This window comes from Trinickia sp. Y13 (assembly GCF_029522115.1).
Lineage (GTDB): Bacteria > Pseudomonadota > Gammaproteobacteria > Burkholderiales > Burkholderiaceae > Trinickia.
In genome coordinates, this window is sequence record NZ_JAKWFK010000003.1 from 420,027 (window position 1) to 446,941 (window position 26,915).

General features: G+C 64.3%; 21 protein-coding genes. 14 read left to right on the top strand and 7 right to left on the bottom strand.

Features of this window, described 5'->3' with window-relative positions:
• Nucleotides 1-29 precede the first annotated feature (29 nt).
• The 3 genes from MMB74_RS08100 to MMB74_RS08110 form a co-directional block, all read right to left on the bottom strand.
• Nucleotides 30-803, bottom strand: coding sequence for a gamma-glutamyl-gamma-aminobutyrate hydrolase family protein (locus tag MMB74_RS08100; RefSeq protein ID WP_277428083.1), 774 nt, complete (start codon nucleotides 801-803; stop codon nucleotides 30-32).
• Between the two features lie 144 nt (nucleotides 804-947).
• Nucleotides 948-1,154, bottom strand: a complete 207-nt coding sequence (locus tag MMB74_RS08105; protein ID WP_277428199.1) for a hypothetical protein — start codon at nucleotides 1,152-1,154, stop codon at nucleotides 948-950.
• 354 nt (nucleotides 1,155-1,508) lie between these two features.
• Nucleotides 1,509-2,969, bottom strand: a complete 1,461-nt coding sequence (locus MMB74_RS08110) for an MFS transporter (protein ID WP_277428084.1) — start codon at nucleotides 2,967-2,969, stop codon at nucleotides 1,509-1,511.
• Nucleotides 2,970-3,109: 140 nt separating this feature from the next.
• On the opposite strand from MMB74_RS08110, the gene MMB74_RS08115 reads away from it, so the two are divergent.
• Together MMB74_RS08115 and MMB74_RS08120 are read left to right on the top strand one after the other, a co-directional pair.
• On the top strand, nucleotides 3,110-3,982 hold the full coding sequence (locus tag MMB74_RS08115) for a LysR family transcriptional regulator (protein ID WP_277428085.1): 873 nt from the start codon (nucleotides 3,110-3,112) through the stop codon (nucleotides 3,980-3,982).
• Between the two features lie 196 nt (nucleotides 3,983-4,178).
• Nucleotides 4,179-6,365, top strand: coding sequence for a prolyl oligopeptidase family serine peptidase (locus tag MMB74_RS08120; RefSeq protein ID WP_277428086.1), 2,187 nt, complete (start codon nucleotides 4,179-4,181; stop codon nucleotides 6,363-6,365).
• A 45-nt stretch (nucleotides 6,366-6,410) separates the two neighbouring features.
• Here the strand turns inward: MMB74_RS08120 and MMB74_RS08125 are convergent, their stop codons facing one another.
• Nucleotides 6,411-6,953 (bottom strand): hypothetical protein, encoded by a 543-nt coding sequence (locus MMB74_RS08125; protein ID WP_277428087.1) that lies wholly within the window; start codon nucleotides 6,951-6,953, stop codon nucleotides 6,411-6,413.
• Nucleotides 6,954-7,039: 86 nt separating this feature from the next.
• On the opposite strand from MMB74_RS08125, the gene MMB74_RS08130 reads away from it, so the two are divergent.
• The 7 genes from MMB74_RS08130 to MMB74_RS08160 all read left to right on the top strand — a co-directional run bounded on the left by MMB74_RS08130 (nucleotide 7,040) and on the right by MMB74_RS08160 (nucleotide 16,528).
• Complete coding sequence (locus MMB74_RS08130) at nucleotides 7,040-7,642, top strand: DJ-1/PfpI family protein (protein ID WP_277428088.1); 603 nt, start codon at nucleotides 7,040-7,042, stop codon at nucleotides 7,640-7,642.
• A gap of 338 nt (nucleotides 7,643-7,980) precedes the next feature.
• Complete coding sequence (locus tag MMB74_RS08135) at nucleotides 7,981-9,390, top strand: NarK family nitrate/nitrite MFS transporter (RefSeq protein WP_277428089.1); 1,410 nt, start codon at nucleotides 7,981-7,983, stop codon at nucleotides 9,388-9,390.
• A 13-nt stretch (nucleotides 9,391-9,403) separates the two neighbouring features.
• Entirely contained in the window at nucleotides 9,404-13,204 is a 3,801-nt protein-coding gene (locus MMB74_RS08140) for a nitrate reductase subunit alpha (RefSeq protein WP_277428090.1), read from the top strand.
• On the top strand, nucleotides 13,201-14,724 hold the full coding sequence (gene narH / locus MMB74_RS08145) for a nitrate reductase subunit beta (protein ID WP_277428091.1): 1,524 nt from the start codon (nucleotides 13,201-13,203) through the stop codon (nucleotides 14,722-14,724). The genes MMB74_RS08140 and narH overlap by 4 nt, the downstream gene beginning before the upstream one ends.
• A 2-nt stretch (nucleotides 14,725-14,726) precedes the next feature.
• Nucleotides 14,727-15,458 (top strand): nitrate reductase molybdenum cofactor assembly chaperone, encoded by a 732-nt coding sequence (gene narJ, locus MMB74_RS08150; protein WP_277428092.1) that lies wholly within the window; start codon nucleotides 14,727-14,729, stop codon nucleotides 15,456-15,458.
• Entirely contained in the window at nucleotides 15,455-16,168 is a 714-nt protein-coding gene (narI, locus tag MMB74_RS08155) for a respiratory nitrate reductase subunit gamma (protein ID WP_277428093.1), read from the top strand. The genes narJ and narI overlap by 4 nt, the downstream gene beginning before the upstream one ends.
• 111 nt (nucleotides 16,169-16,279) lie before the next feature.
• A complete protein-coding gene (locus MMB74_RS08160; protein ID WP_277428094.1) occupies nucleotides 16,280-16,528 on the top strand; it encodes a hypothetical protein in 249 nt (82 codons plus the stop codon).
• Nucleotides 16,529-16,612: 84 nt separating this feature from the next.
• Here MMB74_RS08160 and MMB74_RS08165 read toward each other — a convergent pair whose 3' ends face one another.
• On the bottom strand, nucleotides 16,613-16,933 hold the full coding sequence (locus MMB74_RS08165) for an HPF/RaiA family ribosome-associated protein (protein WP_277428095.1): 321 nt from the start codon (nucleotides 16,931-16,933) through the stop codon (nucleotides 16,613-16,615).
• A gap of 200 nt (nucleotides 16,934-17,133) precedes the next feature.
• Nucleotides 17,134-17,784, bottom strand: a complete 651-nt coding sequence (locus MMB74_RS08170; RefSeq protein ID WP_277428096.1) for a TetR/AcrR family transcriptional regulator — start codon at nucleotides 17,782-17,784, stop codon at nucleotides 17,134-17,136.
• Nucleotides 17,785-18,031: 247 nt separating this feature from the next.
• Between MMB74_RS08170 and MMB74_RS08175 the strand changes: the two genes are divergently transcribed.
• The 5 genes from MMB74_RS08175 (at nucleotide 18,032) to MMB74_RS08195 (ending at nucleotide 25,708) form a co-directional block, all read left to right on the top strand.
• On the top strand, nucleotides 18,032-19,591 hold the full coding sequence (locus MMB74_RS08175) for an efflux transporter outer membrane subunit (RefSeq protein WP_277428097.1): 1,560 nt from the start codon (nucleotides 18,032-18,034) through the stop codon (nucleotides 19,589-19,591).
• On the top strand, nucleotides 19,588-20,661 hold the full coding sequence (locus MMB74_RS08180) for an HlyD family efflux transporter periplasmic adaptor subunit (protein WP_277428098.1): 1,074 nt from the start codon (nucleotides 19,588-19,590) through the stop codon (nucleotides 20,659-20,661). The genes MMB74_RS08175 and MMB74_RS08180 overlap by 4 nt, the downstream gene beginning before the upstream one ends.
• A 68-nt stretch (nucleotides 20,662-20,729) precedes the next feature.
• Nucleotides 20,730-23,447: a ribosome-associated ATPase/putative transporter RbbA gene (rbbA, locus tag MMB74_RS08185; protein WP_277428200.1), complete on the top strand. Its 2,718-nt coding sequence runs from the start codon at nucleotides 20,730-20,732 to the stop codon at nucleotides 23,445-23,447.
• Nucleotides 23,448-24,572, top strand: coding sequence for an ABC transporter permease (locus MMB74_RS08190; protein WP_277428099.1), 1,125 nt, complete (start codon nucleotides 23,448-23,450; stop codon nucleotides 24,570-24,572).
• A gap of 185 nt (nucleotides 24,573-24,757) precedes the next feature.
• Nucleotides 24,758-25,708 carry a carbamate kinase gene (locus tag MMB74_RS08195; RefSeq protein WP_277428100.1) on the top strand — a complete coding sequence of 317 codons (951 nt, stop codon included), beginning with the start codon at nucleotides 24,758-24,760 and terminating at the stop codon, nucleotides 25,706-25,708.
• A gap of 113 nt (nucleotides 25,709-25,821) precedes the next feature.
• Here the strand turns inward: MMB74_RS08195 and adhP are convergent, their stop codons facing one another.
• Nucleotides 25,822-26,847 (bottom strand): alcohol dehydrogenase AdhP, encoded by a 1,026-nt coding sequence (gene adhP, locus MMB74_RS08200; RefSeq protein ID WP_277428101.1) that lies wholly within the window; start codon nucleotides 26,845-26,847, stop codon nucleotides 25,822-25,824.
• Between the last annotated feature and the right edge of the window lie 68 nt (nucleotides 26,848-26,915).

The window sequence follows — 26,915 nt, forward strand, 5'->3', positions numbered from 1 at the left end:
TCGTTGTGATGTGCGCGTCGGCCGCGCGCTTAGGCAAGACTTTGCGCCGTGCGTGCGCCTAGCCGCGCACGGCACGCCTCGCCGAAGGCGCGAAAGAGGGCGCGCGAAAGCGGATCGTCCGCATGCTTCCATTCGGGGTGCCACTGCACGCCTAGCGCGAACGCGCGCGCATCGGCCGGGCGAATGGCTTCGATCAGGCCGTCGGGGGCGATGGCCTCGACGATGAGATGCGGCGCGAGCGCGGCGATCCCCTGCGTATGCAGCGAATTCACGCGTGCCTGTGCGCGGCCGCCGTTCAGCGCGCACAGCACGCCGTTTTCGACTAGGCGAACGGGATGGGCGGGGCCGTATTGCACGTCGAGCGGATCGGCGTGGCGCTCGCGATGATCGCTGAGGCCGTCGACTTCATGCACGCGTTGATGCAGCGTGCCGCCGTAGACGACGTTCATCTCTTGGCATCCGCGGCAGATGGCAAGCACGGGCACGCCCGCGTCGATCGCTGCGCGCATGAGCGGTAGCGCCGTTGCGTCGCGCGCGCGGTCGTGCAGCGTGCCAGGCTCGCTCGGCTCGCCGCCGTAGCGATGCGGTTCGACGTTGGACGCGCTGCCGGTGAAGACGAGGCCATCGAGCGCTTGCAGCATGTCTTCGCTCGACTGCCGTGTTCCAAGCGCGGGCACGATGACCGTGAGCGCCTGTGCGCCGTCCACCACGGCCATGACATATTTGTCGCCCGCGACGTGAGCCGGGTGGGCGCCGAATTCGGTCGTGTCGGCGATCACGCCGACGAGCGGTTTGTTTAGCATAACTAACTAATAGCGGATGATGGGCGGCCGTTACTGGCATGCGCGATGCGCGCTCGGTTTTGCTACGCGCGCGCGGACCCCCACGCCGAACCGGCGTGAACTGCATGCGCAAAGCGCTGGATGAGTTGCGACGGAAAAGAGGCGCTACGGCAGCAACGAGGACGCGTCGTCGATATGCACGGCGATATGCGCGCGAGCCGACGTGACGTTATGGCGGCGAATGGAGCGGCAGGAAAGGATGGTGAAGACGGGCAGAAACCGGCGAAACGCAAGTTTGCCGGTGCAGCCGTCGGCGATGGCGCGGTCGGCGCGAAAACGATTCGCGCGCGTACTGCGATTCCATCTAACCAAAGGGCCTCGGACTCTCACGATGACACTCGACTCGGTGATGTTCAGGGTGTTGCGCGTCCCGCGCGCAGCGCATGGCGCGATCGAATGGACGCCCAGTCCGCGCCGGTGCCGAGCATCGACCGATGCGGCGCAGCAATCACGGGTTACGACACATCACCGGCTAGAACCTAAAGATGAGCATATACGAGCCAGGATTACCGTCAAATCCATTTTAAGAATGCTTCGACGCCGGTCATGCGAAAGTGCGCAGGAGATGTTGCTCGGTTTTGCAATATTCGCTCGCTTTGCATCTGAAAACGACGAATTCCGCGCAGATCGTTCGTTGCTGCACGGCAATTATGTGCGGCCGTCAGATTAATCCAAATTCTCGGCCGCATGCCGGGCTGGCGAGCCGGCCATACTGTCCGCCGGGGCGCGCGCGGCGCCCGCCGATCGAGCCGCGAGGAAAGCGGAGCCCGCGTAAGCGAAGCCCGCCATGGCGCCGACCACGATCAAAGCCGTGGATAGTTGCGCACACAACAGTGTGGCCGCACCGGCGAACGCGACGCCCAACAAGCTCCCGGCTTGGCGCAACGCATTGAGCAGGCCCGATGCGACGCCCGCCGATTCGCCGGGCACTTGTTCGAGGACGGTCGCAATCATCGGCGGCACCGAGAGCGCGGTGCCGATCCCGAACGCCGTCATCGCCGCGAACACCCAGCCCCACGCGGCGTTCCCTTCGAGCGCCAGCGCCATGGCCGGTCCCGCGACGGTCGCGACTACCAGGCCTATCGTCATGAGATGGGCTGCACTCGCGCGCGCTTGCAACTTTCCGGCGAGCACATTGCCCAGCGAAAGGCTCGCCGCCATCGGCAACATCGCAAGCCCGGTGTGCCGTGCATCGAGGCCGCGTACGCCATGCAAATACAGGCTCAACACGAACAGTAGACCGAAGTAGCCGACATAGACGAGCGTTCCGCTCACGTTCATCGCGACGAACGTCGCATTGCGAAACCACGCAATGGGCACCATCGGATCGGCGCTGCGGCGCTCGGCGACGATCAAGAGCGCCGTGGCGAAGACTGCGAGGGCGATGGCAACGTGAACTTCGCGCGCGCCGATGCCTCTGGTCGGCAGCTCGATTGCCGCGAAGCAGAGCGCGGCAAGCGCAATGGTGCTGGCGACCTGTCCGACCCAATCGAAACGGCGGAACTTTGCGGGATTGGTTGCGCGAACAACCATCGCGGCGCCGGCCAGCGCCGCCACGCCGGTCGGCACGTTGACGAGAAATGCGCTGCGCCACCCGAAAGCATCGACTAGGAGCCCGCCCGCTACGGGGCCTATCGCAGCGGCCACCGATGCGATGCCGGCCCACGCAGCAATTGCCTTGGCGCGCTGCGCCGGGTCATCGAACGTCGCGCGCACGATGGCGAGCGACGCCGGTAGGAACAACGCCGCGCCCATCCCTTGAGCGAAGCGGGCCGCGATCAAGAGCGCGACCGACGGCGCGAGCCCGCATGCTGCCGAGGCGAGAACGAACAACGCCAATCCGCAGAGGTAGACGGTTTTGGCGCCGAAGCGGTCCGATGCGACGCCACCGGCGAGGATGAGCGCCGCGAAGCTGAGCGTATAGGCATCGACGATCCACGCAAGTGCTCCGACGGATGCGCCCAAGTGCATGCGCATCGCGGGCAGCGCAACGTTCACGATCGTCGTGTCGAGCACCGCCATGAACATGCCGCTCGCGACGAAAGCGAGCGTGAGGCGCCGCCTGACGGCGGCATGCCGGTCGTCGCAGGATTCGGATGGGAGCGATGAAGCGATGCAGTCGGTCATGGAAGCCTCGGACTCGGTGCGTGGTGTTCAATGCCGCAAGTCTATAAACTGGAGGCGCAGCGACAAAGCAGTGAATTTGCAGGGTAGTGATGCAAAAATGCATCACCGTCAACGATGTGCACGAGGGTTCGTAGGCAGCGATGACAAACTGGGACAACGCGCGTTTTTTCTTGGCAGTGGCGCGCACGGGCACGTTGCGTGGTGCGGCGGCGCGCCTGGGCGTGGATCAAGCGACTGTCGGCCGTCGCATCGCGGCCCTCGAGCAGGCGCTGTCGGCGCGGCTTTTTTTGCGGACGCCGACGATGTACGTGCTGACCCCGGCCGGAGAAGCGCTGATCGGTCCGTGCGAGGCGATGGAGCAAGCCGTGCATCAAGTCGAGCGGCGCATTGTCGGCATGGATGACCAATTGTGCGGTGCGATACGGGTGGCGACCACCGATTCGCTCGGCAAGCGCTTCGTCGTGCCCGCGATCGCGAAGCTGCGCGCGGCCCATCCGGGCATCGAAGTCATTTGCGTGACATCTGCGGGCATGGCCAATCTGACGCGGCGCGAGGCCGACATCGCGATTCGCACGCTAAGGCCCGAGTCGCCCGATCTGATCGTGCGCCGCCTCGCGCAACTCGAATCGGGCATCTACGCCTCGCGCGCCTATCTGGCGGCGCGCGGCGAGCCGCGCGAGGGCGAGGCGTTCGAAGGCCACGATCTCGTGATGTATCAGCGGCCCGTGGTGCCGTCGATGTGGGAGGCGTTATGCGGCGAGCCGACTCGTCGCGGGAGGATCGCCTTTCAAACCTCTTCGACGATGATGCTGTTCGAGGCGGCCATTTGCGGCCTTGGCGTCACCGAGTTGCCATGCTTTCGAGCCGATGACGAGCCCGAGCTCGTGCGTGTCATGCCCAAGCGCTGCGACCACTTCGACGTTTGGCTCGTGACGCACACCGATCTGTATAAGACCGCGCGAGTGCAAGCGTTCATCGACATCGTCGCGCGCGAATTCGAAGCCGCCGTGTGATGCGGGCGACTTCCGATGCGCGCGAGCCGTTGCGTATCGCAGCGGGCCCAAAAACATTGCAGGGGTGACCGGTTGCGGCGCCGGCGATACCGCGCACCCATGCGCCGCTCGCCATGTCATTCGAACAAGTTCTCTACTATCGCCCAGGCACACGGCGCGTTAATCTTGCGCGTCGTTACTTGGAGCGATCACAACAATGAAACGAAACAAGTCTCTTTGGGTTGTAACGCTGCTGTCTTGCTTGACCGCCTCGAGCGCCGCTTGGTGTGCCGACACGCCCCCCGTCGCCCCGGTGCGCCCGGTGACCGACACCTACTTCGGCACGCCGTTCGTCGACAATTACCGCTACATGGAGAACCTGAAGGACCCAGAGGTTCAGTCCTGGATGAAAGCGCAGGACGACTACACGCGCCGCGTGTTGGCCGCGATTCCAGGGCGCGACGCGCTCGCTGCCCGCATCGAAACGCTGATGGGCGGCGATTTGCGGCGTACGGATTTCACGCGCCGCGGTCATCGGCTGTTTTATCAAACGGCCGCGGCCGGTGAAAACCTCTTCAAGCTCGCGTATCGCGACGGCGTGGATGGGCCAGAGCACGTGCTCGTCGATCCGGCCCAACTCTCTACGGATAGCTCGCGCCATTTCGCGCTCGATTGGTATGCGCCGTCGTGGGACGGGCGCTATGTGGCCTACGGCATTTCGGAGGGTGGATCCGAAAAGAGCGTGCTGCATGTGGTCGATGTCGAAAGCGGCAAGACGCTTGCCGAGGCGATCGATCGCACGAGCGCCTGCGTCGTCTCGTGGCGCAACGACAACCGCTCGTTCTTTTATCTGCGCTACCCGCAGGCCGGCCCAGATACACCGCCCGCATTGAGCGAGTACAACGCGGTGACGCGGTTGCACGTGCTCGGCCGGCATGCCGATGGCGAAGGCGACGAGGCAGTCTTCGGCCGTGGCGTGTCGCCCAAGCTCGACGTGCCCGAGGGGCAGGGCGCCTACGTGTTGCTGTCGCCCGATTCGCCTTACGCCGTCGCCGTGGCGAATCACAATATGGACGAGAACCCGAACACCTTCTACGTCGCTCGAGTCGCGGATATCCACGGCGCCGGCACGCCTTGGAAAAAGATCGCAAGCCCCGAGGACGGCGTCGTCGACGTGCAACTGCGCGGCGATCGCCTGTACGCGTTGACGGGCAAAGACGCCCCGCGTTTCAAGCTCGTATCGGCGCCGCTGGCACAGCCCGATCTCGCACACGCGCAGGTCGTCGTGCCGGAGGGGGCCAACGTCATCGACACCTTCACGCTCGCAAGCGATGGCATCTATCTGGCTGAGCGCGCGGGCGCGACGTTCGAGTTGCATCGCACGAACTTGGACGGCAAGCACGGGCGCACGATCGGGCTGCCGTTCGCGGGCGCGATTCGCGATCTTAAGCCCGACGCGAAGCTGCCGGGCGTGATGTTCGAGTTGCGAGGTTGGATCAAGGCGCCGCGCGAGCTGGCCTACGCGCCCGGGGCACAAGCGGCGGCCGATACGGGATTGATTCCGCCATCGAAGACCGAGTCCGACGAACTCGAAGCGCAGGAGACCTTCGCGACGAGCTACGACGGCACCCGCGTGCCCGTTTCGATCATTTCGAAGAAGGGCATCCTGCGCGACGGCTCGCACCCGACCATCATCTACGGCTACGGCAGTTACGGCTTGTCGCTGGATCCGAACTACCAAAGCGCATGGCGCGCTTGGTTCGAGCAGGGCGGCATCATGACGGTCGTGCACATGCGCGGCGGCGGCGAGTATGGCGACGCCTGGCATCGCGCGGGGCAAAAGCGCTGGAAGATCAATACGATGTTCGACTTCCTGGCGGGCGCGCAGTACATGATCGATCAGGGCTACACGCAGCGCCGGTATTTGGTGGCTAACGGCCGCAGCGCCGGCGGGATAGTGATGGGCGGCGCGCTGACGATCGATCCGGGATTGTTCCGCGTGGTGCTCGACGATGTCGGCGTATCGGACGCGTTGCGCTTCGAGACCGAGCCCAATGGGCCGCCGAACGTGCCCGAGATGGGCTCGACATCGAACGAAGCGGGATTTCACGGCCTCTATGCGATGAGTGCGTATGCGCACATTCATGACGGGACGCCCTATCCGGCGGTCATGTTCACGACGGGCGCCAACGATCCGCGCGTGTCGCCGTGGCACATGCTGAAGATGACGGCACGCGTGCAGGCGGCGACTTCGAGCGGCCGGCCGGTCCTGCTGCGCGTCGACTACGATGCGGGGCACGGCATCGGCTCGAGCGTCAAGCAAACGGCCGATCGTTTCGCCGACGAGTGGGCGTTCTCGCTCTGGCAGGTGGGCGCACCCGGGTTTCAGCCGAAGGCGCATTGAGCGGGTCGACCGGCCGGCGCCCGGCGCGCGAGCGGGGCGGGCGCGCTACGCGCTACGGCGCGCGTCGCCGTTGCCGTCGTTGCGGCGGCCGTTCGCTACGGCCGGTTTCCCGAACCATGCCACCTCCGATTGCAGCGCGGCGGCATAAGAGGACCAGCCCTGCGCGTTGTCGCGGAAAAGGTGCTCGCGTACGGAGGCGGCAAGCGCAGCGCGATCGAGCGGCGCTTCCAAGAGCAACTGCGGCCACAAGCAAAACGCGCGCAAGGCGGCCGTCGCAAGCTCGCGCACGGTCATTTGCTGATAGCTGTATTCGAGAAGCGGGACGTCGGCGAGCAACGGTTGCGCTTCGATCAGTTCCGCGAGCGTCTCGTCGCCGCGCTCGTGTTCCATCAGCAGGCTCGTCGTCTGCAATACGCCGCCCAAATGCAGCAGCAGGGCTCGGCGCTCGTAGCTGTCGTCCATGCGATGCTCCTTGCCGCGATGATGCGGCCCTGGTTTCCATTCGCGCGCGCCTGCGGGGCCGACGCTACCCTTGTAGCCATCGTAGGCGAGCGCGGCTGTCCACACGTTGATTGGCGTCAATTGCACCGCTCGCCATTTTTTGATTACATGGCGCATTGGGCATAGGATAGTGCACCCCCGAACCCATACAAGTCGCTACCCCGCTAAATCCTATGCATATCGCCATCCTGACCTTCGACGGTTTCAATGAACTCGACTCGCTGATTGCACTGGGCGTGCTCAATCGTGTCAAAAAGGCGGATTGGCGCGTATCGCTGTGTTGCCCGCAAGGCGAGGTCGTTTCGATGAACGGTGTCCGCGTGCGCGCGCAGTCGCTGCTCGAGGACGCCCACGCCGCGGACGCCGTGCTGGTCGGTAGCGGCATGAAGACGCGCGAGATCGTCGCCGACGCGCAACTGTTGCCGCGCCTCGCGCTGGATCCGAGCCGTCAATTGATTGCGGCGCAGTGCTCGGGCGCGCTGATCTTAGCGAAGCTGGGCCTGCTCGAGGGCATCGCGGCTTGCACGGATTTGACGACCAAGCCTTGGGTGCTAGAGGCCGGGGTGGAGGTGCTCAATCAGCCGTTTTTCGCGAAAGGGAACGTCGCGACGGCGGGCGGCTGCCTGGCCTCGCCTTATCTCGCCGCGTGGATCATTGCGCGCACGGAAGGGATCGACGCCGCCGCTTCGGCGCTGCATTACGTGGCGCCCGTGGGCGAAAAAGAGACGTACGTGGAAAACGCGCTCAAGCGCATCTCGCCTTACTTGGTTCCGTAATAGGCCAGGCGTCCCGCCCGGGGCGCCGTCCATGCCGAGCGCGCGTGCACTGCCGCCGGGCGTTCGTCCCTTGCCGCGCTCGGACGGCCGCAGTTCGATCGATTCTGCCCCTCTCCCTCTCGCGCGAATTTGACGCGCGTCAACACCTCGCATGAACGCGACAGAGTCGCCTCGGACATCTTGTCGCGAGAAATATCACTCTTTGAGCTAGTTGATCCGCATCAATTTGTGCGGCGCGCCGACCGGTTAGTTTCTCAGTCGTCGGCGCGAGCTTGCTCGCAACACCTGTCGAACTAGCCGCGACGCCGACGCCCAATCCAATCGATAGAGGTGTCGTCATGCACATCCGTTCGCTGACGCAGCGAAGCGGTCATACGCTCGAAATCTGGACGCCGGAAGACAAAGCTTTTTGGGAACGCGAGGGCGAAGCCGTCGCAAAGTTGAACCTGTGGATCTCGGTGCCGGCGCTGTTCCTGGCGTTTGCAATCTGGCAGGTATGGAGCGTCGTTGCGGTGAGTTTGCCGGCGCTCGGCTTCAAGTACTCGACCGACCAACTCTTCTGGCTCGCGGCGGCGCCGGCGCTCAGCGGCGCGACGTTGCGCATCTTCTACTCGTTCATGGTCCCGCTCGTCGGCGGCCGGCGCTGGACCGCGATTTCCACCGCTTCGCTGCTCGTGCCCGCACTTGGCATCGGCTTCGCGGTGCAAGACAACACGACGCCTTACACGACGATGCTCGTACTCGCATTGCTGTGCGGCTTCGGCGGTGGCAACTTCAGCTCGAGCATGGCCAACATCAGCTTCTTCTTTCCGAAGGAGCGCAAGGGATCGGCGCTTGGCGTGAATGCCGGGCTCGGCAACCTCGGCGTGTCCGTCGTTCAGTTCTTGAGTCCGCTCGTTGTCACGGTCGGCGTGCTCGGCATCTTCGGAGGCGCACCGCAAACGATCATCAAGGCCGGTCATACGTCCCAAGTTTGGATGCAAAACGCAGCATTCATTTGGGTGCCGTGGATCGCCGCCGCCTCGATCGCCGCTTGGTTCGGCATGAACGACATCGCGCAAGCGAAAGCCTCGTTTGCGGCGCAAGCGGCGATTTTCCGCCGCAAGCACAACTGGCTCATGTGCTTGCTCTATTTGGGCACCTTCGGTTCGTTCATCGGTTATGCCGCCGGCTTCCCGCTGTTGATCAAGAATGAATTCCCGGCCATCAATCCGCTCGCCTATGCCTGGCTCGGTCCGCTGATCGGCGCGATCGTGCGGCCGTTCGGCGGCTGGCTCGCCGATAAGCTGGGCGGCGCGCGCGTCACGCTGTGGAACTTCGTGGTCATGGCGCTGGCCGTGGGCGGCGTGCTGTTCTTCTTGCCGTCGGGACCGTCGGGCGGCAGCTTTGGCGGCTTCTTCGTCAGCTTCCTCGTGCTGTTCTTCACGACGGGCATCGGCAACGGTTCGACCTTCCGCATGATTCCCGCGATCTTTCTCGCGTTGAATCTGCGCGAAGCAGACCCGCGCGATCGCGACGCCGTCGAGCGCGCGACCAAGCAAGGCAACACCGAAGCCGCGGCGACGCTCGGCTTCACGGCGGCGTTTGCCGCATACGGCGGCTTCTTCATCCCGAAGAGCTACGGCAGCTCGATCAAGCTGACCGGCGGTCCGGAGGCCGCGCTGTACCTGTTCATCGGCTTTTATCTGATCTGTATCGCGGTGACGTGGTGGCACTACGCGCGCCGCCGAGCACCCATGCCTTGTTGAGTTCGGAGCATCCATGAGTCACTTTCTCGATCGTCTGATTCACTTTGCGCTGCCGTCCGAGCGCTTTTCGGAAGGCCACGGCGTGACCACTGGCGAAAATCGCAAGTGGGAGGATGCCTATCGCAATCGGTGGTCGCACGACAAGATCGTGCGTAGCACGCACGGCGTCAATTGCACGGGATCCTGCTCGTGGAAAATTTACGTGAAAGGCGGCATCGTCACCTGGGAAACCCAGCAGACGGACTATCCGCGCACGCGCTGGGACATGCCCAATCACGAGCCGCGCGGTTGCGCGCGCGGCGCTTCGTACTCGTGGTACCTGTACAGCGCGAATCGAGTCAAATACCCGATGGTGCGGGGCCGATTGCTCAAGCGCTGGCGCGCTGCGCTCGCGCAACTCACCGATCCGGTCGAGGCTTGGGCGTCGATCGTCGAAGACGACGAGGCACGGCGCGATTATCAGCAGGCGCGCGGCATGGGCGGCTTCGTGCGCAGTTCGTGGGACGAGGTCAATCGACTCGTCGCGGCGGCGAACGTCTACACGATCAAACGCCACGGACCCGATCGCGTCATCGGTTTCTCGCCGATCCCCGCCATGAGCATGGTCAGCTACGCAGCGGGCAGCCGCTACCTGAGCTTGATCGGCGGCGTGTGCATGAGCTTCTACGATTGGTATTGCGATCTGCCGCCGTCTAGCCCGCAAGTGTGGGGCGAGCAAACGGACGTCCCCGAATCGGCCGATTGGTACAACTCGACGTTCATTGTCGCCTGGGGCAGCAACGTCCCGCAAACACGCACGCCCGATGCGCACTTCTTCACCGAGGTGCGCTACAAAGGCACGAAGACGGTCGCGATCACGCCCGATTACAGCGAAGTGGCCAAGCTCGCCGACCTCTGGCTGCACCCGAAGCAAGGCACGGACGCCGCCCTTGCGATGGCGATGGGCCACGTCGTGCTGACGGAATTCTTCTTCCGCAAACGCAGCGCGTACTTCGACGACTACGTGCGCCGGTACACCGACATGCCGATGCTCGTGATGCTCAAGCGGCACACGTTGCCCGACGGCAGCACGACGCTCGTGCCCGATCGCTATCTGCGCGCGACCGACTTCGACGGGAAACTCGGGCAGGACAACAATCCAGAATGGAAGACCGTCGCGTTCGATCGTTCGGGCCGCGTCGTGTTGCCCAACGGCTCGATCGGTTTCCGCTGGGGCGCGGAGGGGCGCGACGATACCGGCAAGTGGAACCTCGAAGAGAAAGATGCGCAAAGCGGGGAAGCCGCGAGCCTGAAACTGTCGGTGCTCGAAGATGGCGCGCAGGCGCACGAGATCGTCGACGTGGCGTTCCCGTACTTCGGCGGCGTGCACAATCCGCATTTCCCTGCGAACGAGCAAAGCGGCCGCATCAACGTGGCCCGTGTGCCGGCAGTGCGCCTTGCGCTCGCGGGCGAACAAGGCGCGAACGAAACGTTCGTGGCGACCGTCTTCGATCTGCAAGCCGCGCAATACGGCGTGGACCGCGGGTTGGGCAGCGGCGCCTCGAGCTATGACGCGGACACCGCCTATACGCCGGCGTGGGCCGAATCGATCACAGGCGTCGCACGCGGGCAGATCGTTGCGCTCGCTCGCCAGTTTGCCGAGAACGCGGACAAGACGCACGGCAAGTCGATGGTCATCATCGGCGCAGGCATGAACCATTGGTACCACGCCGACATGAACTACCGCGGCATCATCAACCTATTGATGATGTGCGGCTGCATCGGCCGCAGCGGCGGTGGGTGGGCGCACTATGTCGGCCAGGAAAAGCTGAGGCCGCAAACGGGCTGGACCGCGCTCGCGTTCGCGCTCGACTGGGTGCGGCCGCCGCGTCAAACGAACAGCACGAGCTTCTTCTATGCGCATACCGATCAATGGCGCTATGAAAAGCTGAGTCCCGACGAAATCGCCTCGCCTCTGGCCGACGCTTCGCAAGCGCAGGCGAGCATGATCGACTACAACGTTCGCGCCGAGCGGATGGGGTGGCTGCCGAGCGCACCGCAGTTGAAGACGAACCCGCTGCATCTCGCGCAGATGGCCGCGGCGGACGGCAAGGACATCCGCGACTTCGTCGCGCAGGGTTTGGAGAGCGGCAGCTTGCAAATGAGCTGCGAGGATCCGGATGCGCCCGAGAATTGGCCGCGCAACATGTTCGTGTGGCGCTCGAATTTGCTGGGATCGTCCGGCAAGGGGCACGAGTACTTCTGCAAGCACTTCCTCGGCACGAGCAACGGCGTGCAGGGCAAGGACTTGGGCCCGGACGACGCCAAACCGCAAGAAGTGAATTGGCACGCGCAAGCGCCGGAGGGCAAGCTCGATCTGCTCGTCACGCTCGATTTCCGCATGAGCACGACGTGCCTGTATTCCGACATCGTGCTGCCGACGGCGAGCTGGTACGAAAAGAACGACCTCAACACGAGCGACATGCACCCGTTCGTCCACCCGCTCTCGGCGGCCGTGGACCCGGTCTGGCAATCGCGCTCCGATTGGGAAATCTACAAAGGCTTCGCGAAAGCGTTCAGCGAAGTCTGTCCGGGGCACTTGGGCGTGGAAGAGGATGTCGTGATGACGCCGCTCATGCACGACACGCCGGGCGAGCTCGCACAGCCGTTCGAAGTGCGCGAATGGCGCAAGGGGGAGTGCCGCGCAATCCCCGGCAAGACCGCGCCGCAAGTGACGCTCGTCGAACGCGACTATCCAAACCTGTACAAACGCTTCACCGCGCTCGGCCCGCTCATGTCGAAGATCGGCAACGGCGGCAAGGGCATCGCGTGGAAAACGGAGGTCGAAGTCGAACAGTTGGGAGAACTGAACGGCTTGACGGAAGAGGAAGGCGTCACGCGCGGGATGCCGCGCATCGTCACCGACATCGATGCCTGCGAAGTCATTTTGCAACTTGCGCCGGAGACGAACGGGCACGTTGCGGTCAAGGCGTGGGAAGCGTTGTCCAAGGCCACGGGGCGCGATCACAGCCATCTGGCCTTGCCGCGCGAGGACGAAAAGATTCGCTATCGCGACGTGCAAGCGCAGCCGCGCAAGATCATCAGCTCGCCCACGTGGAGCGGCATCGAGAGCGAGACCGTCAGCTATAACGCCGGCTACACGAACGTCTACGAACTGATTCCATGGCGCACGCTCACGGGCCGTCAGCAGTTCTACCAAGACCATCCTTGGATGATCGCGTTCGGCGAAGGCTTCTCGACTTACCGGCCGCCGGTCGATCTGAAGGCGACGGCGTTGATGAACGGCGTCAAGCCGAACGGCAATGCCGAGATCGTGCTGAACTTCATCACGCCGCATCAAAAGTGGGGCATTCACAGCACGTACAGCGATAACTTGCTGATGCTCACGCTCAATCGCGGCGGCCCTTGCGTGTGGATCAGCGAGGACGACGCACGCCTCGCCGGCATCGAGGACAACGACTGGATCGAGCTGTTCAACGTCAACGGCGCGATCGCGGCGCGGGCGGTCGTCAGTCAACGCGTCAACCCCGGCATGGTGCTGATGTACCACGCGCAGGAAAAAATCATCAACACGCCCGGTTCGGAGATCACGGGCGTGCGCGGCGGGATCCATAACTCGGTGACGCGCATTGTGCTCAAGCCGACGCACATGATCGGCGGCTACGCGCAACTGAGCTACGGCTTCAACTATTACGGAACGATCGGCACGAACCGCGACGAATTCGTGGTCGTGCGCAAGATGCGGCGCGTCGATTGGCTCGACGAGCCCGCTGCTGCGGTAAGCGCGGAGCAAACGCAAGGAGCTGGAAAATGAAAGTGCGCGCCCAAATCGGCATGGTGCTGAATCTGGACAAATGCATCGGCTGCCATACCTGCAGCGTCACCTGCAAGAACGTCTGGACGAACCGGCCCGGCATGGAATACGCCTGGTTCAACAACGTCGAGACCAAACCCGGCATCGGCTACCCGAAGCAATGGGAAAACCAGGAGAAGTGGAACGGCGGCTGGATTCGGAAAAAGGACGGCTCGATCGAGCCTCGCCAAGGCGGCAAGCTGAAAGTGCTCTCGCGCATCTTCGCGAACCCGAACCTGCCGCAGATCGACGACTACTACGAGCCTTACACGTTCGACTACGATCATCTGCAGAGCGCGCCCGAGATGAAGGCGGCGCCGACGGCGCGCCCGCGCAGCCTCATCACGGGCCAGCCGATGGAGAAGATCACCGGCGGCCCGAACTGGGAGGAAATTCTCGGCGGCGAGTTTTCCAAGCGCAGCCAAGACAGCAACTTCGAGGCGATTCAGAAGGACATCTACGGACAGTTCGAAAACACGTTCATGATGTACCTTCCGCGCCTGTGCGAGCACTGCCTGAATCCGGCCTGCGTCGCGTCGTGTCCGTCGGGCTCGATCTACAAGCGCGAGGAAGACGGCATCGTTTTGATCGACCAGGACAAGTGCCGCGGCTGGCGCATGTGCGTGAGCGGATGCCCGTACAAGAAGATTTACTACAACTGGAAGTCGGGCAAGGCCGAGAAGTGCATCTTCTGCTACCCGCGTATCGAAGCGGGGCAGCCGACGGTCTGCTCGGAAACCTGCGTCGGGCGCATTCGGTACCTGGGCGTGCTGCTCTACGATGCCGATCGCATCGAGGCGGCAGCCAGCGTCGAAAACGAAAAGGACCTCTATCACGCGCAGCTAGGCGTCTTCCTCGACCCGCATGACCCCGCCGTGATCGAGGCCGCGCGTCGCGACGGCGTACCGGAAAACTGGCTCGAGGCCGCGCGCAACAGCCCCGTGTACCGGATGGCGGTGGAGTGGCAAGTGGCCTTGCCGCTGCACCCCGAATACCGCACTTTGCCGATGGTGTGGTACGTGCCACCGCTTTCGCCGATCACGGGCGCCGCGCAAGCGGGCCACATCGGTGCGAACGGCGCGATCCCCGACGTCAGCCAGTTGCGCATTCCGGTGAAGTACTTGGCCAACCTGTTGACGGCAGGCGACGAAGCGCCGGTCGTGCGGGCGCTCGAGCGCATGCTGGCCATGCGTGCCTATCAGCGCGCCAAGCACGTCGACGGCGTAACCGACGATACGGTGCTGCGCCAAGTGGGCTTGAGCTTGGAGACGATGGAGAAGATGTACCGCGTGATGGCGATCGCGAACTACGAGGATCGCTTCGTGATCCCCACCTCGCATCGCGAATATGCCGAGGACGCGTTCGATATGCGCGGCGGTTGCGGCTTCAGCTTCGGCAATGGCTGCAATCATGGCGACGAAGAGCCGAGCCTGTTCGGCGGCGAAGGCAAGCGGACGATTCCGATCAAGGTGGAGGAGTGACCATGGCACGACTGGACCCACGGCAGGCCGCGTTCGCGCAAACGCTGCGCGCGCTGGCTTTTCTGCTGCGCTATCCCGATGCCGAGTGGCGCGTGCATCTGGATGAAGTGAGCGACGCGTTGCGCGCGAGCGCCGTGCTCGGCTCGACGCGCCTCGAACGGATCGATGCGCTGCTGGAGTCGATCCGCGGCGCCGACGAGCTCGAAGCGGAGGCGGCCTATGTCGAATTGTTCGACCGCGGCCGCGGCACCGCGCTGCATTTGTTCGAGCACGTGCACGGCGATTCGCGCGAGCGTGGCCCCGCCATGCTCGATTTGATCGCGACCTACGAGCAGGCCGGACTCGCGCTGAATACGGACGAGCTACCCGATCATTTGACGGTGTTGCTCGAATACGCATCGACGCAGCCGCGCGAAGCGGCGGTTGCATTGCTCGGGGAAGTCGCGCATATCTTGCAGCGCATCCACGGCGCCGTCGAAAAGCGCGGGAGCGCCTATGCCGCGGTGCTGGCGGCGTTGCTCGAGGTCGCGGGCGTCGATAGCGCCACCCCGGCTCAGCCGCCCGAGCCCGAGCTCGACATCGACGAAGCATGGCAGGAGCCCGCGGCATTCGACGGCTGCGGCAACGCGGGACAGCAAGGAGCGGGGCAACCCCAGCCGGTGCGCGTCGTGCGCCGGGCCGCGGCGGCCGATTCACAAGCTGCTTTGAGCGCGGCGCAAGGAGCACGGGCATGAGCACTTCTTTGAATACGTTCTTTTTCTCGGTCTATCCGTACATCTGCCTGACGGTGTTCCTGATCGGCAGTCTGGGGCGGTTCGAGCGGGCTCAGTACACGTGGAAGAGCGATTCGTCGCAGCTGTTGCGGCGTGCGCAGTTGCGCTGGGGCAGCAATCTCTTTCACGTGGGGATTCTGTTTCTGCTGTTCGGCCACACGCTGGGCCTGCTGACGCCGCACGCGCTTTACTCGGTCTTCATCACGGCTTCGCAAAAGCAGATGCTGGCGATCGTATCGGGCGGGACAGCCGGCACGCTGTGCTTCATCGGTTTGACGATGTTGCTGCATCGGCGCATGTTCGATCCGCGCATTCGCAAAACGAGCCGTCGCACCGATTTGGCGCTGCTCATCGTGCTGTGGGTGCAATTGTGCCTGGGGCTCTTGACGCTGCCGTTTTCCTACGCCCAGCGCGCCGATGCGCATGAAATGCTCGTATTGGCCGATTGGGCGCAGCACATCGTCACGTTCCGTCCTGATGCGAGCGCCATGGCGTCGGTGCTCTGGCCCTTCAAGCTGCATCTGGTGCTGGGGATGACGGTGTTTTTGCTGTTCCCGTTCACGCGCCTGGTGCATATTTGGAGCGGGTTCGGGACCGTGGCCTATGCGTTGCGCCCCTATCAGCTCGTGCGCTCACGGCGCTTGAGCGCAGGCGCGCGGCGCAACGGTTGAGAGGCCGCGCCCGAGGGCAGGCCGGCAACGATGGGACGCCGGCCTGCATCGATGGTTTGACTGGCGTCTTCGTAGGTAGCTGGGCCTTGGACGCCTATCGGAGAAAGCACCATGATTGCCGATGACAGAATGGGATTACAGGCCGCAACGGCCAGCGATATTCGTCACATCGTGGGGGAGCTTGAAGACGAGGTGATCGCCCAAATCGTTGACGTAGGCGCGACCAGCGCCGAAGTGCTCGACGCTTATACGCGGTATCGCTCCGATCAATTGCAGGAGCGCAGGCTCGATTACGAGTTGCATGGGAAAGCCGCCCGCGTCTACGAGATTTTGCAGACCGAAGAGGGCGATGACGATTAGAAGGGCCGGTTCACGCCCGTTCGAGGCGTACGCCGGCCAGAGTCCCGCGCGCGTGGCGCGGGGCTCGCGGGACACGCGGGACGCTCAACCCCGTTTGGCTTGCCGCGCCTGTGCAACTTGATCGAGTTGGCGCGATACCGCCTTGAAGGCATCGTGCATCGCCACGTAGACGTCTTCGTCGGCTTCGCGGTTCGAGACGATCTCTTGTCCGGGGATCGTCAAATCGATCGAGACGCCGAATGGCTTGCCATGATGCTTGTGCTTGCCGTCGCAGACGATGGCGACGCGGCAGCGCATGATCTCGGCGTGGTGCTGCTCGAGCTTGTCGGCGTGCTTGCGCACCGCGTCTTCGAGCGCTGCCGAGCGGTCCAGGCCTTCGAATGAGATTTCCAAGGGTAGTTTCATAGTCGGTTGTGTCGATGGGCCAAAGAGAATAACCGGGCGCAGCCGCTTCGTTCTTGCATGCGCTCTGCGCTGGCAAGCCGCATATGCGCGGGCGATTTGCGCCTCGCCTCCATTGTTCCCTGCCGCGGACCAACCCGGTTGACATTGGTCAACTGCCTGGTCAACTGCCTTGAAGCTTCTCGGCGGCGAGGCGGGCACGACTAGGCTGCGTGGCGCAAAGCCAGCAGCTCGTGCAACAAGCGAGCGTAATCGGCCCGGGCGTGATCGAGTTCGCCGGCTGTTCGCTCGGCTGTTCGCAGGACTTCGGCAAGGCAGGCCTGCGCGATCGGCGCGATCAACAGAGACGGCGATCGCGCGGCGATGCCGTCGCGCAGCGTACCTTCGCGCACGCCTTTGACGATGAGCGTGCGCACCGCGGCGACGATCGTTCGATCCATGTAACAACGCCACTGCTCGACGGCGTTGGGCACGCGCGCGCTCTCCGCGATCAACAAGCGCAGCGTCGCAACGGCCGGTGCGCTCACGGCCCACGAATAAAGACGGTTGCCGAGCAAATCGACGATACGCTCGACGGTGACCGGCTCGCGATACAAGGTAGGCTCGTCGATGCCGATCGGCTTTAACGTGCGATTGAGCAACGCCTCGAAGATTTCATCCTTGCTGTCGAAATGCGCGTAGATGCCGCCTTTGGACAACCCCGCACGCGCCGCGATGTCGTCAATGCGCGTATGCGGGAATCCGCGGGTGGAAAAAACGTCGTACGCGGCATCGAGGATTTGCGCGACGCGAACCTCGGGCGGCAGCCGGCGACGCGTCGTATCGGGGAGCGGTTGAGCGGAGATGGCATGCATGGCGGTCGGCGTAGAAGGTTCGTGACGAAGGGGAGACGCAAAACGCGCGCTCGTCCAGGTTGGGGCAATTCGAGGATGTTAACGACTGCACGGTCGGACCGCGCTTGACGTGGATCAAGACGGCATAAGGGTTTGCTCGGATATAAAGGGGTCAGTGGTCCCGGCGGTGCATTCGCGCGAAGCGATCGCCGCAATCGCCGCCGCCCAATGGGCGGCGGCGATCCAAGCAACCTCGAATGGCGTCTTCATGTGCGATTTCGCATTCCCCCCGCAACACGACCCGATGCCGCCACGCCACGGCGGCATCGGGTCGCACCGGCTGGTGCGCCGCGCCTGGCGGACAGGCGTCTCGACGCTTGCATGTCTGCTCGCTTTGACGGGCTGCGTGTCGCTCGCACCGCACTACACGCGTCCCGACCTGCCTGTGCCGGACAGCTATTCGCGTGACGACGCGGCGACCCGGGCGGGCGAGCCCTCGCAACGACTGGCCTCGCCTGAGTTGCCCGAATGGCGCCACTATTTCGTCGATCCGCGCTTGCGCGCGTTGATCGCGCAGGCGCTTTCGAACAATCGGGATTTGCGCATCGCGACGGCACGGATCGAGCAAGCGCGCGCCGTATACGGTTTGCGTCGCGCCGCGCAGTTGCCCAGCATCGACGCGACGGCAACCGCCGCGCGGTTCCGGTTGCCCAGCGGATTGCTGGCGCCCGAGCCGATCGTCGCGACTGTGTATGACGCGGGTCTGCTGCAAAGCAGTTGGGAGATAGACTTGTGGGGCAGGCTGCGCGATACGAGCGCGGCATCGCTCGAAGATCTCCTCGCGAGCGAATCGGCGCGACGGGCCGTGACATTGAGTTTGGTCGCGCACATCGCCGATGCTTACCTCCGCGTATGCGAGCTGGACGAACGCATCGCTTTCACACGCGAGACGATCGCAAGCCGCGAGAAGTCGCTGCATATCTTTCGACGCCGCTACGAAGTCGGGGCGACCTCCAAGCTCGATTTCGAGCAATCGGAGATCTTGCTCGAACAGGCGCGCACGCTCGGCGCGCAGTTGCAACAAGCGCAAGCGGCGCAAGCCCATACGCTCGACGTCTTGATCGGCGCGCCCGCCCAACTCGGCGCGGGCGAGCGGCCGCTCGACGACGCCGCGGTGATGCCCGAGCTCGAGCCGGGCTTGCCATCCGCGCTACTCGAAGCGCGCCCCGACATCATCGCCGCGGAGCATCGTTTGCGAGCTGCGAATGCGAACATCGGCGCCGCGCGCGCCGCGTTCTTTCCGCGCATTGCGCTCACGAGCTCGGTAGGCGCGAGCAGCACCGAACTGAGCAAGCTATTCTCGTCCGGCACGGGCATGTGGGCGTTCGTCCCCAACCTTGCGCTGCCTATCTTCGATGCCGGGCGCAATCGTGCCAATCTCGCCCTGGCGAAGGCCCGTCGAGACGAAGCGGTGGCTCAATACGAAAGCGCGATTCAGAATGCGTTCCGCGATGTCGCCGACGCGCTGTCGGCGCGTGCGTGGCTCGGCGAGCAAGTTCAAACCGCCCGCGCGACGCTCGCCGCGCAAACGGAGCGCGCTCGCCTCGCTCGATTGCGATACGACGACGGCGCCACGCCATTTCTCGAAGTCCTCGACGCGCAGCGCGATCTGCTAGCGGCGCAGCAGCAGCTCGTGCAATTGCGTCGCGCGCTGCTTTCGAGCCGCGTGGCGCTCTACACGGCGCTTGGCGGCGCGACGATGCGCGACGCGGACGACAGCGGCGGCATGTCGGCCGCGCCCAACGACACTCACCGAACGACACCATGAAGATCACGAGGCAATCAGCGACGATCGCCCTTGCCGCCGCAGCGGCCATTGCCCTGGCCAGCGGCTATGCATGGCTGAATTCGCGGCAAAGCGGACCTGGCGAGGGCTTCGCGAGCGGAAACGGACGTATCGAGGCGACGGAGATCGATGTCGCAACGAAGTTGCCCGGCCGCGTAGACAGCATCCTCGTCGACGAGGGGGACTTCGTCAAAGCCGGCCAACCGCTCGCGAAGATGGAGGTCCAGTCGCTGAATGCGCAACTGGACGAAGCGCGTGCGCGTGCGCAGCAAGCGGTCTATACGGTGGCGAGCGTTGCCGCTCAGGTCGCGCTGCGCGAGAGCGATAAAGTCGCGGCTCAGGCGGTCGTCGCGCAACGCAATAGCGAACTCGATGCGGCGCGCCGGCGTCTAGAACGATCGGAAACGCTTTCGCGCGAAGGCGCATCGTCGATGCAAGAACGCGACGACGATCGCGCGCGCGTGCGCGGCATGCAAGCGACCGTGCAAGCGGCCGTTGCGCAGGTGGGCGCGGCGCAGGCGGCGATCGAGGCGACGCGCGCGCAGCTCGTCGCAGCGCGCTCGGCGGTGGCGGCCGCCAACGCGACGATCGCACGCGTACAGTCGGAGATCGACGACAGCAAGCTCGCCGCGCCGCGCGACGGCCGGGTGCAGTACCGCATCGCCCAAGCGGGCGAAGTCCTTCCCGCGGGCGGCAAGGTCCTGAACCTCGTGGATCTGTCGGACGTCTACATGACATTCTTCCTGCCCGAAACGGTGGCCGGCAAGGTCGCGATGGGCAGCGAAGTGCGCCTCGTGTTGGACGCGGCGCCGCAGTACGTCATTCCGGCGTCGGTTTCGTTCGTGGCGAGCACGGCGCAGTTCACGCCCAAAACCGTCGAGACGCAGAGCGAACGGCAAAAGCTGATGTTTCGCGTGAAAGCGCGCATCAACCGCGACTTGCTGCTCAAGCATCTCACGATCGTAAAGACCGGCGTGCCCGGCGTGGCTTGGGTCAAGCTCGATCCGAAGGCGGCTTGGCCGAGCGAGTTGGCCATCAAGGTTCCGCAGTGAGCGATACGCGCCAAACGCTGGCGGCCGAGCGCGTCGCGTCCGCCGACGACGCAACCGCGGCCGTGCGCATGTCCAACGTAAGCTTGCGTTACGGCAAGACCGTCGCGCTCGAAGACGTGACGATCGCGATCCCGGCCGGCAAGATCGTCGGCTTGATCGGGCCGGACGGGGTAGGCAAGTCGAGCCTGTTGGCGCTCGCTGCGGGCGCGCGCGTGATCCAGACCGGCGAAGTGTCCGCCCTCGGCGGCGACATGCGCTCGGCGCGCCACAGGGAGGCCGTGTGCCCGCGCATCGCTTATATGCCGCAGGGACTCGGCAAAAATTTGTATGCGACGTTGTCCGTCGAAGAGAACTTGCAGTTCTTCGCGCGCCTGTTCGGTCATGACGCTGCGCAGCGCCGTCGCCGTATCGATGCGCTCACGCGCAGTACGGGCCTTTATCCGTTTCTCGCTCGCCCGGCAGGCAAACTATCCGGTGGCATGAAGCAAAAGCTCGGGCTGTGCTGCGCGTTGATCCACGACCCCGACCTGTTGATCCTCGACGAACCGACGACGGGCGTCGACCCGCTCGCAAGAGCGCAATTCTGGACCTTGATCGCGGCGCTGCGCGCCGAGCGTCCCGCGATGACGGTGGTCGTCGCGACCGCTTATATGGACGAAGCGCAGCGCTTCGACTGGCTCGTGGCGATGAATGCGGGCCGAGTGCTCGCGGTCGGCTCGCCGCAAGCGCTGCTCGCGCAGACCGGCGCCGATACGCTCGAGGCGGCCTTCATCGCCTTGCTGCCGCCAGCGCGGCGCGGCGATTACCGGCCGGTCACCGTCGAGCCGTGGGTCGCGGACGAGGGCGAGGGCGAGGACAACGCTGCGATCGAGGCAGAAGGTTTGACGATGCGTTTCGGCGATTTCTTGGCCGTCGATCACGTCAGCTTTCGCATTCGCCGCGGCGAGATCTTCGGCTTTCTCGGCTCGAACGGTTGCGGCAAATCGACGACGATGAAAATGCTGACCGGGCTCTTGAGCGCGAGCGAGGGCAACGCCACGTTGTTCGGCCGAGCGGTCGACCCGAAGGATATCGATACGCGCCGCCGCGTCGGCTACATGTCGCAAGCGTTCTCGCTCTATAGCGAACTGACGGTTCGGCAAAATCTCGTCTTGCATGCACGATTGTTTCAGGTCGAAGAAGACAAGATCGTCGAGCGCGTGGCGGAAATGAGCGGGCGCTTCGGCCTGACCGAAGTGCTCGACGCCTTGCCGGATCGGTTGGCGCTCGGGATGCGGCAGCGTTTGTCGCTCGCGGTAGCGATGGTGCATCGCCCCGAAATGCTGATTCTGGACGAGCCCACCTCGGGCGTGGACCCGGTCGCGCGCGACGAGTTCTGGCGATTGATGCTCGATCTATCGCGACGCGATCGTGTGACGATCTTCATCTCGACGCACTTCATGAACGAGGCTGCGCGCTGCGATCGGATCTCGCTCATGCACGCGGGGCGCGTGCTCGCGAGCGGAGCGCCGGCCGAGATCGTGCGCGCACGCGGCGCAAAAAACTTGGAGGACGCGTTCGTCGCGTACTTGGTCGACGCCGAAGGAGGCAAGGCGGCCGCACCCGATGACGCGCCGGCCGCGCAGCCTTCGGCGCTGCCGGCCCCTTCGACCGCGCGTCGCGGCTTCAGTCCTTCTCGCGCGCTCACGTATGTGTGGCGCGAAGCGCTGGAACTGCGTCGTGACCCGGTGCGCGCCGCCCTAGCGCTCTTGGGCTCGCTCGTCCTAATGTGCGTCATTGGGCTGGGGATTAGCCTGGACGTCGAGAATCTGACCTTTGCCGTCCTCGATCGCGATCAATCGGAGCTGAGCCGCGACTATGCTTTGAACATTGCGGGCTCCCGCTATTTCATCGAGCAGCGGCCCGTCAGCGATTATGAGGACCTCGATCGACGCATGCGCGCGGGGAAGCTGTCGCTTGCGATCGAGATACCGCCGGGCTTCGGGCGCGACTTGGCGCACGCACGGCCGGTGCAAATCGGCGTTTGGATCGACGGCGCCATGCCGCTGCGCGCGGAGACGATTCGGGGCTACATGCTGGGCATGCACGAGCAATGGCTGCGCGATCAACTGCGGCACCGGCTCGGCGTGGATAGCGCCGCCCAGATTACTATCGAAACCCGGTTCCGCTACAACCCCGATGTGAAAAGTTTGCCTGCCATGGTGCCGGCCGTGATTCCGCTGTTGTTGCTGATGCTGCCCGCGATGCTCACGGCGTTGGCGGTCGTGCGCGAGCGCGAGCTGGGCTCCATCGTCAACCTTTACGTCACGCCGGTGACCCGCATGGAGTTTTTGCTCGGCAAACAAGTGCCATATGTGCTGCTGGCCATGCTGAACTTCGCGCTGATGGCGTTGCTGGCGCGCTTTGCCTTCGACGTGCCCGTCAAAGGCAGTTTGCCGACATTGCTCTTGGCCGTCCTGCTGTTCAACATTGTGTCGACTGCATTCGGCCTGTTGGCGTCGACCTTCACGCGCAGCCAAATCGCGGCGATGTTCTTCACGTTGATCGGCACGCTGATTCCCGCCGTGGAGTTTTGCGGGCTCATCAATCCGGTCTCGTCGATGGAGGGAACGGGCCGCTTGATCGGCCAAGCGTACCCCGCGACCTACATGTTCGCGATCAGCCGGGGCGTGTTCAACAAAGCGCTCGGATTCGCCGACCTTCGCGCGCATTTTCTGCCGCTCGCCATCGCGATCCCGGTTCTGCTCGGCGCCACCGTCGCGCTGTTGCGCAAACAGGAGGTTTAAGTGCGCGTGCTTTCGACGATCTACCGGCTCGGCGTCAAGGAACTGTGGAGCTTGGCGCGCGACCCGATGATGCTCGCGCTCATCGTCTATACGTTCACGGCCTCGATTTACGCGGCCGCCACGGCGCAGCCGGAGACGCTGCATATGGCGCCGATCGCGATCGTCGACGAAGACGCCTCGCCGCTTGCGCAACGCATCGTCTCCGCGTTCTTTCCGCCGCAATTTTCTGCGCCGTTGCTCGTCGATGCTACCGGCGTCGATCACGGGCTCGATCTTGGGCGCTTCACGTTCGCGCTCGATATTCCGCCGAACTTTCAGCGCGACGCGCTAGCCGGGCGGCAAACGCAGATTCAACTGAACGTGGATGCGACGCGCATGAGCCAGGCCTTCACGGGCAGCGGCTACGTGCAGCAGATCGTGCTGGGCGAGGTGCGCGATTTTCTGGCGCGCGAGAAGGGCGCGGCGCCTGCCCCAGTCGATTTGGCCATGCATATGCGCTTCAACCCGAATCTCGAGCATGCGTGGTTCGGCGCGCTCATGGAAATCATCAACAACGTCACCATGTTGTCGATCATTCTCACCGGCGCGGCGCTGATTCGCGAGCGCGAGCACGGGACTGTCGAGCATTTGCTCGTCATGCCCGTGACGCCGCTGGAAATCATGGTTGCGAAGGTGTGGTCGATGGGGCTCGTCGTGCTGACGGCCGCGTTCTTATCGCTCACGTTGGTCGTGCGCGGCGCTCTGCATGTGCCGATCCAAGGATCGGTTGGCTTGTTCATGCTCGGCGCGGCGCTGCATCTGTTCGCCGCGACGTCGATGGGCATTTTTCTCGCGACGCTCGCACGCAGCATGCCTCAGTTCGGCATGCTGATGGTGCTGGTGCTGATCCCGCTGCAACTGTTGTCGGGCAGCGTGACGCCGCGAGAGAGCATGCCGAAGTTCGTGCAAGAAGTGATGCTCGCGGCGCCCACGACGCATTTCGTCGAGCTCGCACAGGCGATCCTCTATCGGGGCGCGGGTTTCGAAGCCGTCTGGGCGCCGTTTCTCGCGCTCGCGACGATTGGCGCCGCCCTATTCGCGCTTTCGCTTGCCCGCTTTCGCAAGACGATTGCGCTGATGGCATGACTTGCGCTTGCTCGCCGCGTTCGGTGGGCCCGGTCATCGGCCATGGAAACCCGCGGTGCGCCGCTGGATGTGTCCCAGGACGCAGTCGAGCGCGCCGGCTTCGTTTATACAAGGGGTTGGGCAACGACGGCGCGCGCGAAGCGATCGACGCCTTGCGCGCTCAACGACCGTGGGGGAGTGAGGACATGCGAATCGTGATCGCATTGGCAAGCGACGCGCTGCACAGGCGAGACGGGAAGGGCGGAACCCAAGAGGACGCGCTCGTCGTTCGTTCGGCGGCCGAACAGTTGGCACGAATCGCGCAGGGCAACGACGTCGTGATCGTGCATAGCGATGGCTATCGGATTTTGCCTAACGCAACCGATCATCACGAAGATCGGGGGAATGGCGCGGTTTCGATCGAGCCCGCCAACGCAGAAGCTGCGCCAACGAAAATCGGCACGAGCTTCGAACGTGAACTGCGAAATATGCTTCCGAACGCGCGCCGATGCGCGGCACTGCACACCCAGGTGGAGGTCGATCGAACCGATCCCGCGTTCGACGCGCCCAACAAGGCCGTCGGCCCGATGCTCACGGGCGCGCGCGCGCTCGCCGCCGCCCGGGAAAAACACTGGAATCTGGCCCACGACGGCATTGCGTATCGGCACGTCGTGCCGAGCCCGCAGCCGCTGCGACTGCTGCAGGAGGAGCCGCTGCGTCGTTTGGTCGAGCAGGGCGCCGTCGTCGTGTGCACCGTCGGTGTCACGCCGGTCGTGGCCGGCGTCGACGGCGCTTCGCATGCCGTCGACGCCGTCATCGACGAGCACGACGGCGCAGCCCTCGTCGCGCGAACGGTGCAAGCCGATCTATTCGTCATCGCAACGGACAAGCCTGGCGTCTTTCTCGATTGGGGCACGGCCAACTCGAAGCTACTGCGCCATGGGCACCCGAGCGTGCTGCACGAGTTGGCCTGCACGGCGGGAACGATGAGCGCGAAACTGGAGGCGGCGGCGCGTTTTGCCGAGCGCACGGGCCGCAGGGCGGCGATCGGCGCGCTCAGCGACGTCGTTCGGCTCGTCGAAGGCACGGCCGGGACGACGATTTCCTGCGAACACGTCGATCCGAGCGGCTTCGCAGGCGGTGCGGTCGCGTGCTGATCGTCGCCGCGTGCGCCGGCGCGCCGCCGTGGAAGTCGACGTAGATCGAGCCAATAGCGATTCGCATCGGCTTCGAAGCGCGACGCGGCTGACCGCGACGCGCGTTTGCCTGATCAATCGGCGGTCAACACGATGCGTCCGTCTACCTTCCCTGCCTTGAGCGCGGCGAAGATCTCGTTGATGTTTTCGAGCCGGTCGCGGTGGATATGGGCGCGCACCTTGCCTTCGGCGGCGAAATCGAGCGATTCCTGCAAGTCACGCCGCGTGCCGACGATCGATCCGCGCACCGTGATGCCGTTGAGCACGGTCGAGAAAATCGGCAGCGGAAAGTCGCCGGGCGGCAGGCCGTTCAGCGAGATCGTGCCACCGCGCCTGACCATACTGAGTGCTTGCGCGAACGCGCTGCGCGAGACCGCGGTCACCAGCACGCCGTGCGCGCCGCCGATTTCTTTTTGGATCACCGCGGCAGGGTCTTGCTTGGCGGCGTTGACGGTCAACTGCGCGCCGAGCGTGCGGGCGAGTTCAAGCTTATCGTCGGAGACATCGACGGCGACGACGTGCAGCCCCATCGCCACGGCATACTGCACGGCAACGTGGCCTAAGCCGCCCACGCCGGAGATGGCGATCCATTGGCCCGGCCGTGTGTCCGTCACGCGAATGCCCTTGTAGACGGTGACCCCGGCGCACAGAATCGGCGCGATCTCGTCGAACGCGACGTTATCGGGAAGACGTCCGACGTAGTTGGGGTCGGCCACGACATATTCGGCGTAGCTGCCGTTGATCGAGTAGCCCGTGTTCTTCTGCTCGTGGCACAGCGTTTCCCACCCGGTCTGGCAATACTCGCAGTGGCCGCAGGCCGTGTAGAGCCAGGGCACGCCCACTCGGTCGCCCTCCTTCAGATGCTTGACGCGCGAGCCCACGGCGCTGACATAGCCCACGCCTTCATGCCCGGGAATGAACGGCAGCGAAGGTTTCACGGGCCAGTCGCCGTCGGCGGCATGCAAATCGGTATGACAGACGCCCGAGGCCTCGATTTTGACGAGAACCTGATCGGGCTCGGGGGTGGGCACACGCACCTCTTCGATGCGCAGCGGCTCGCCGAATGCATGTACGACAGCGGCTTTCATGAAGGTGGCCATCGATAACTCCTGTTCGGTTGGCGAAGATGGCCAGTATCGTGGCCGCACCGCGAAGCACTGTTGAGGAA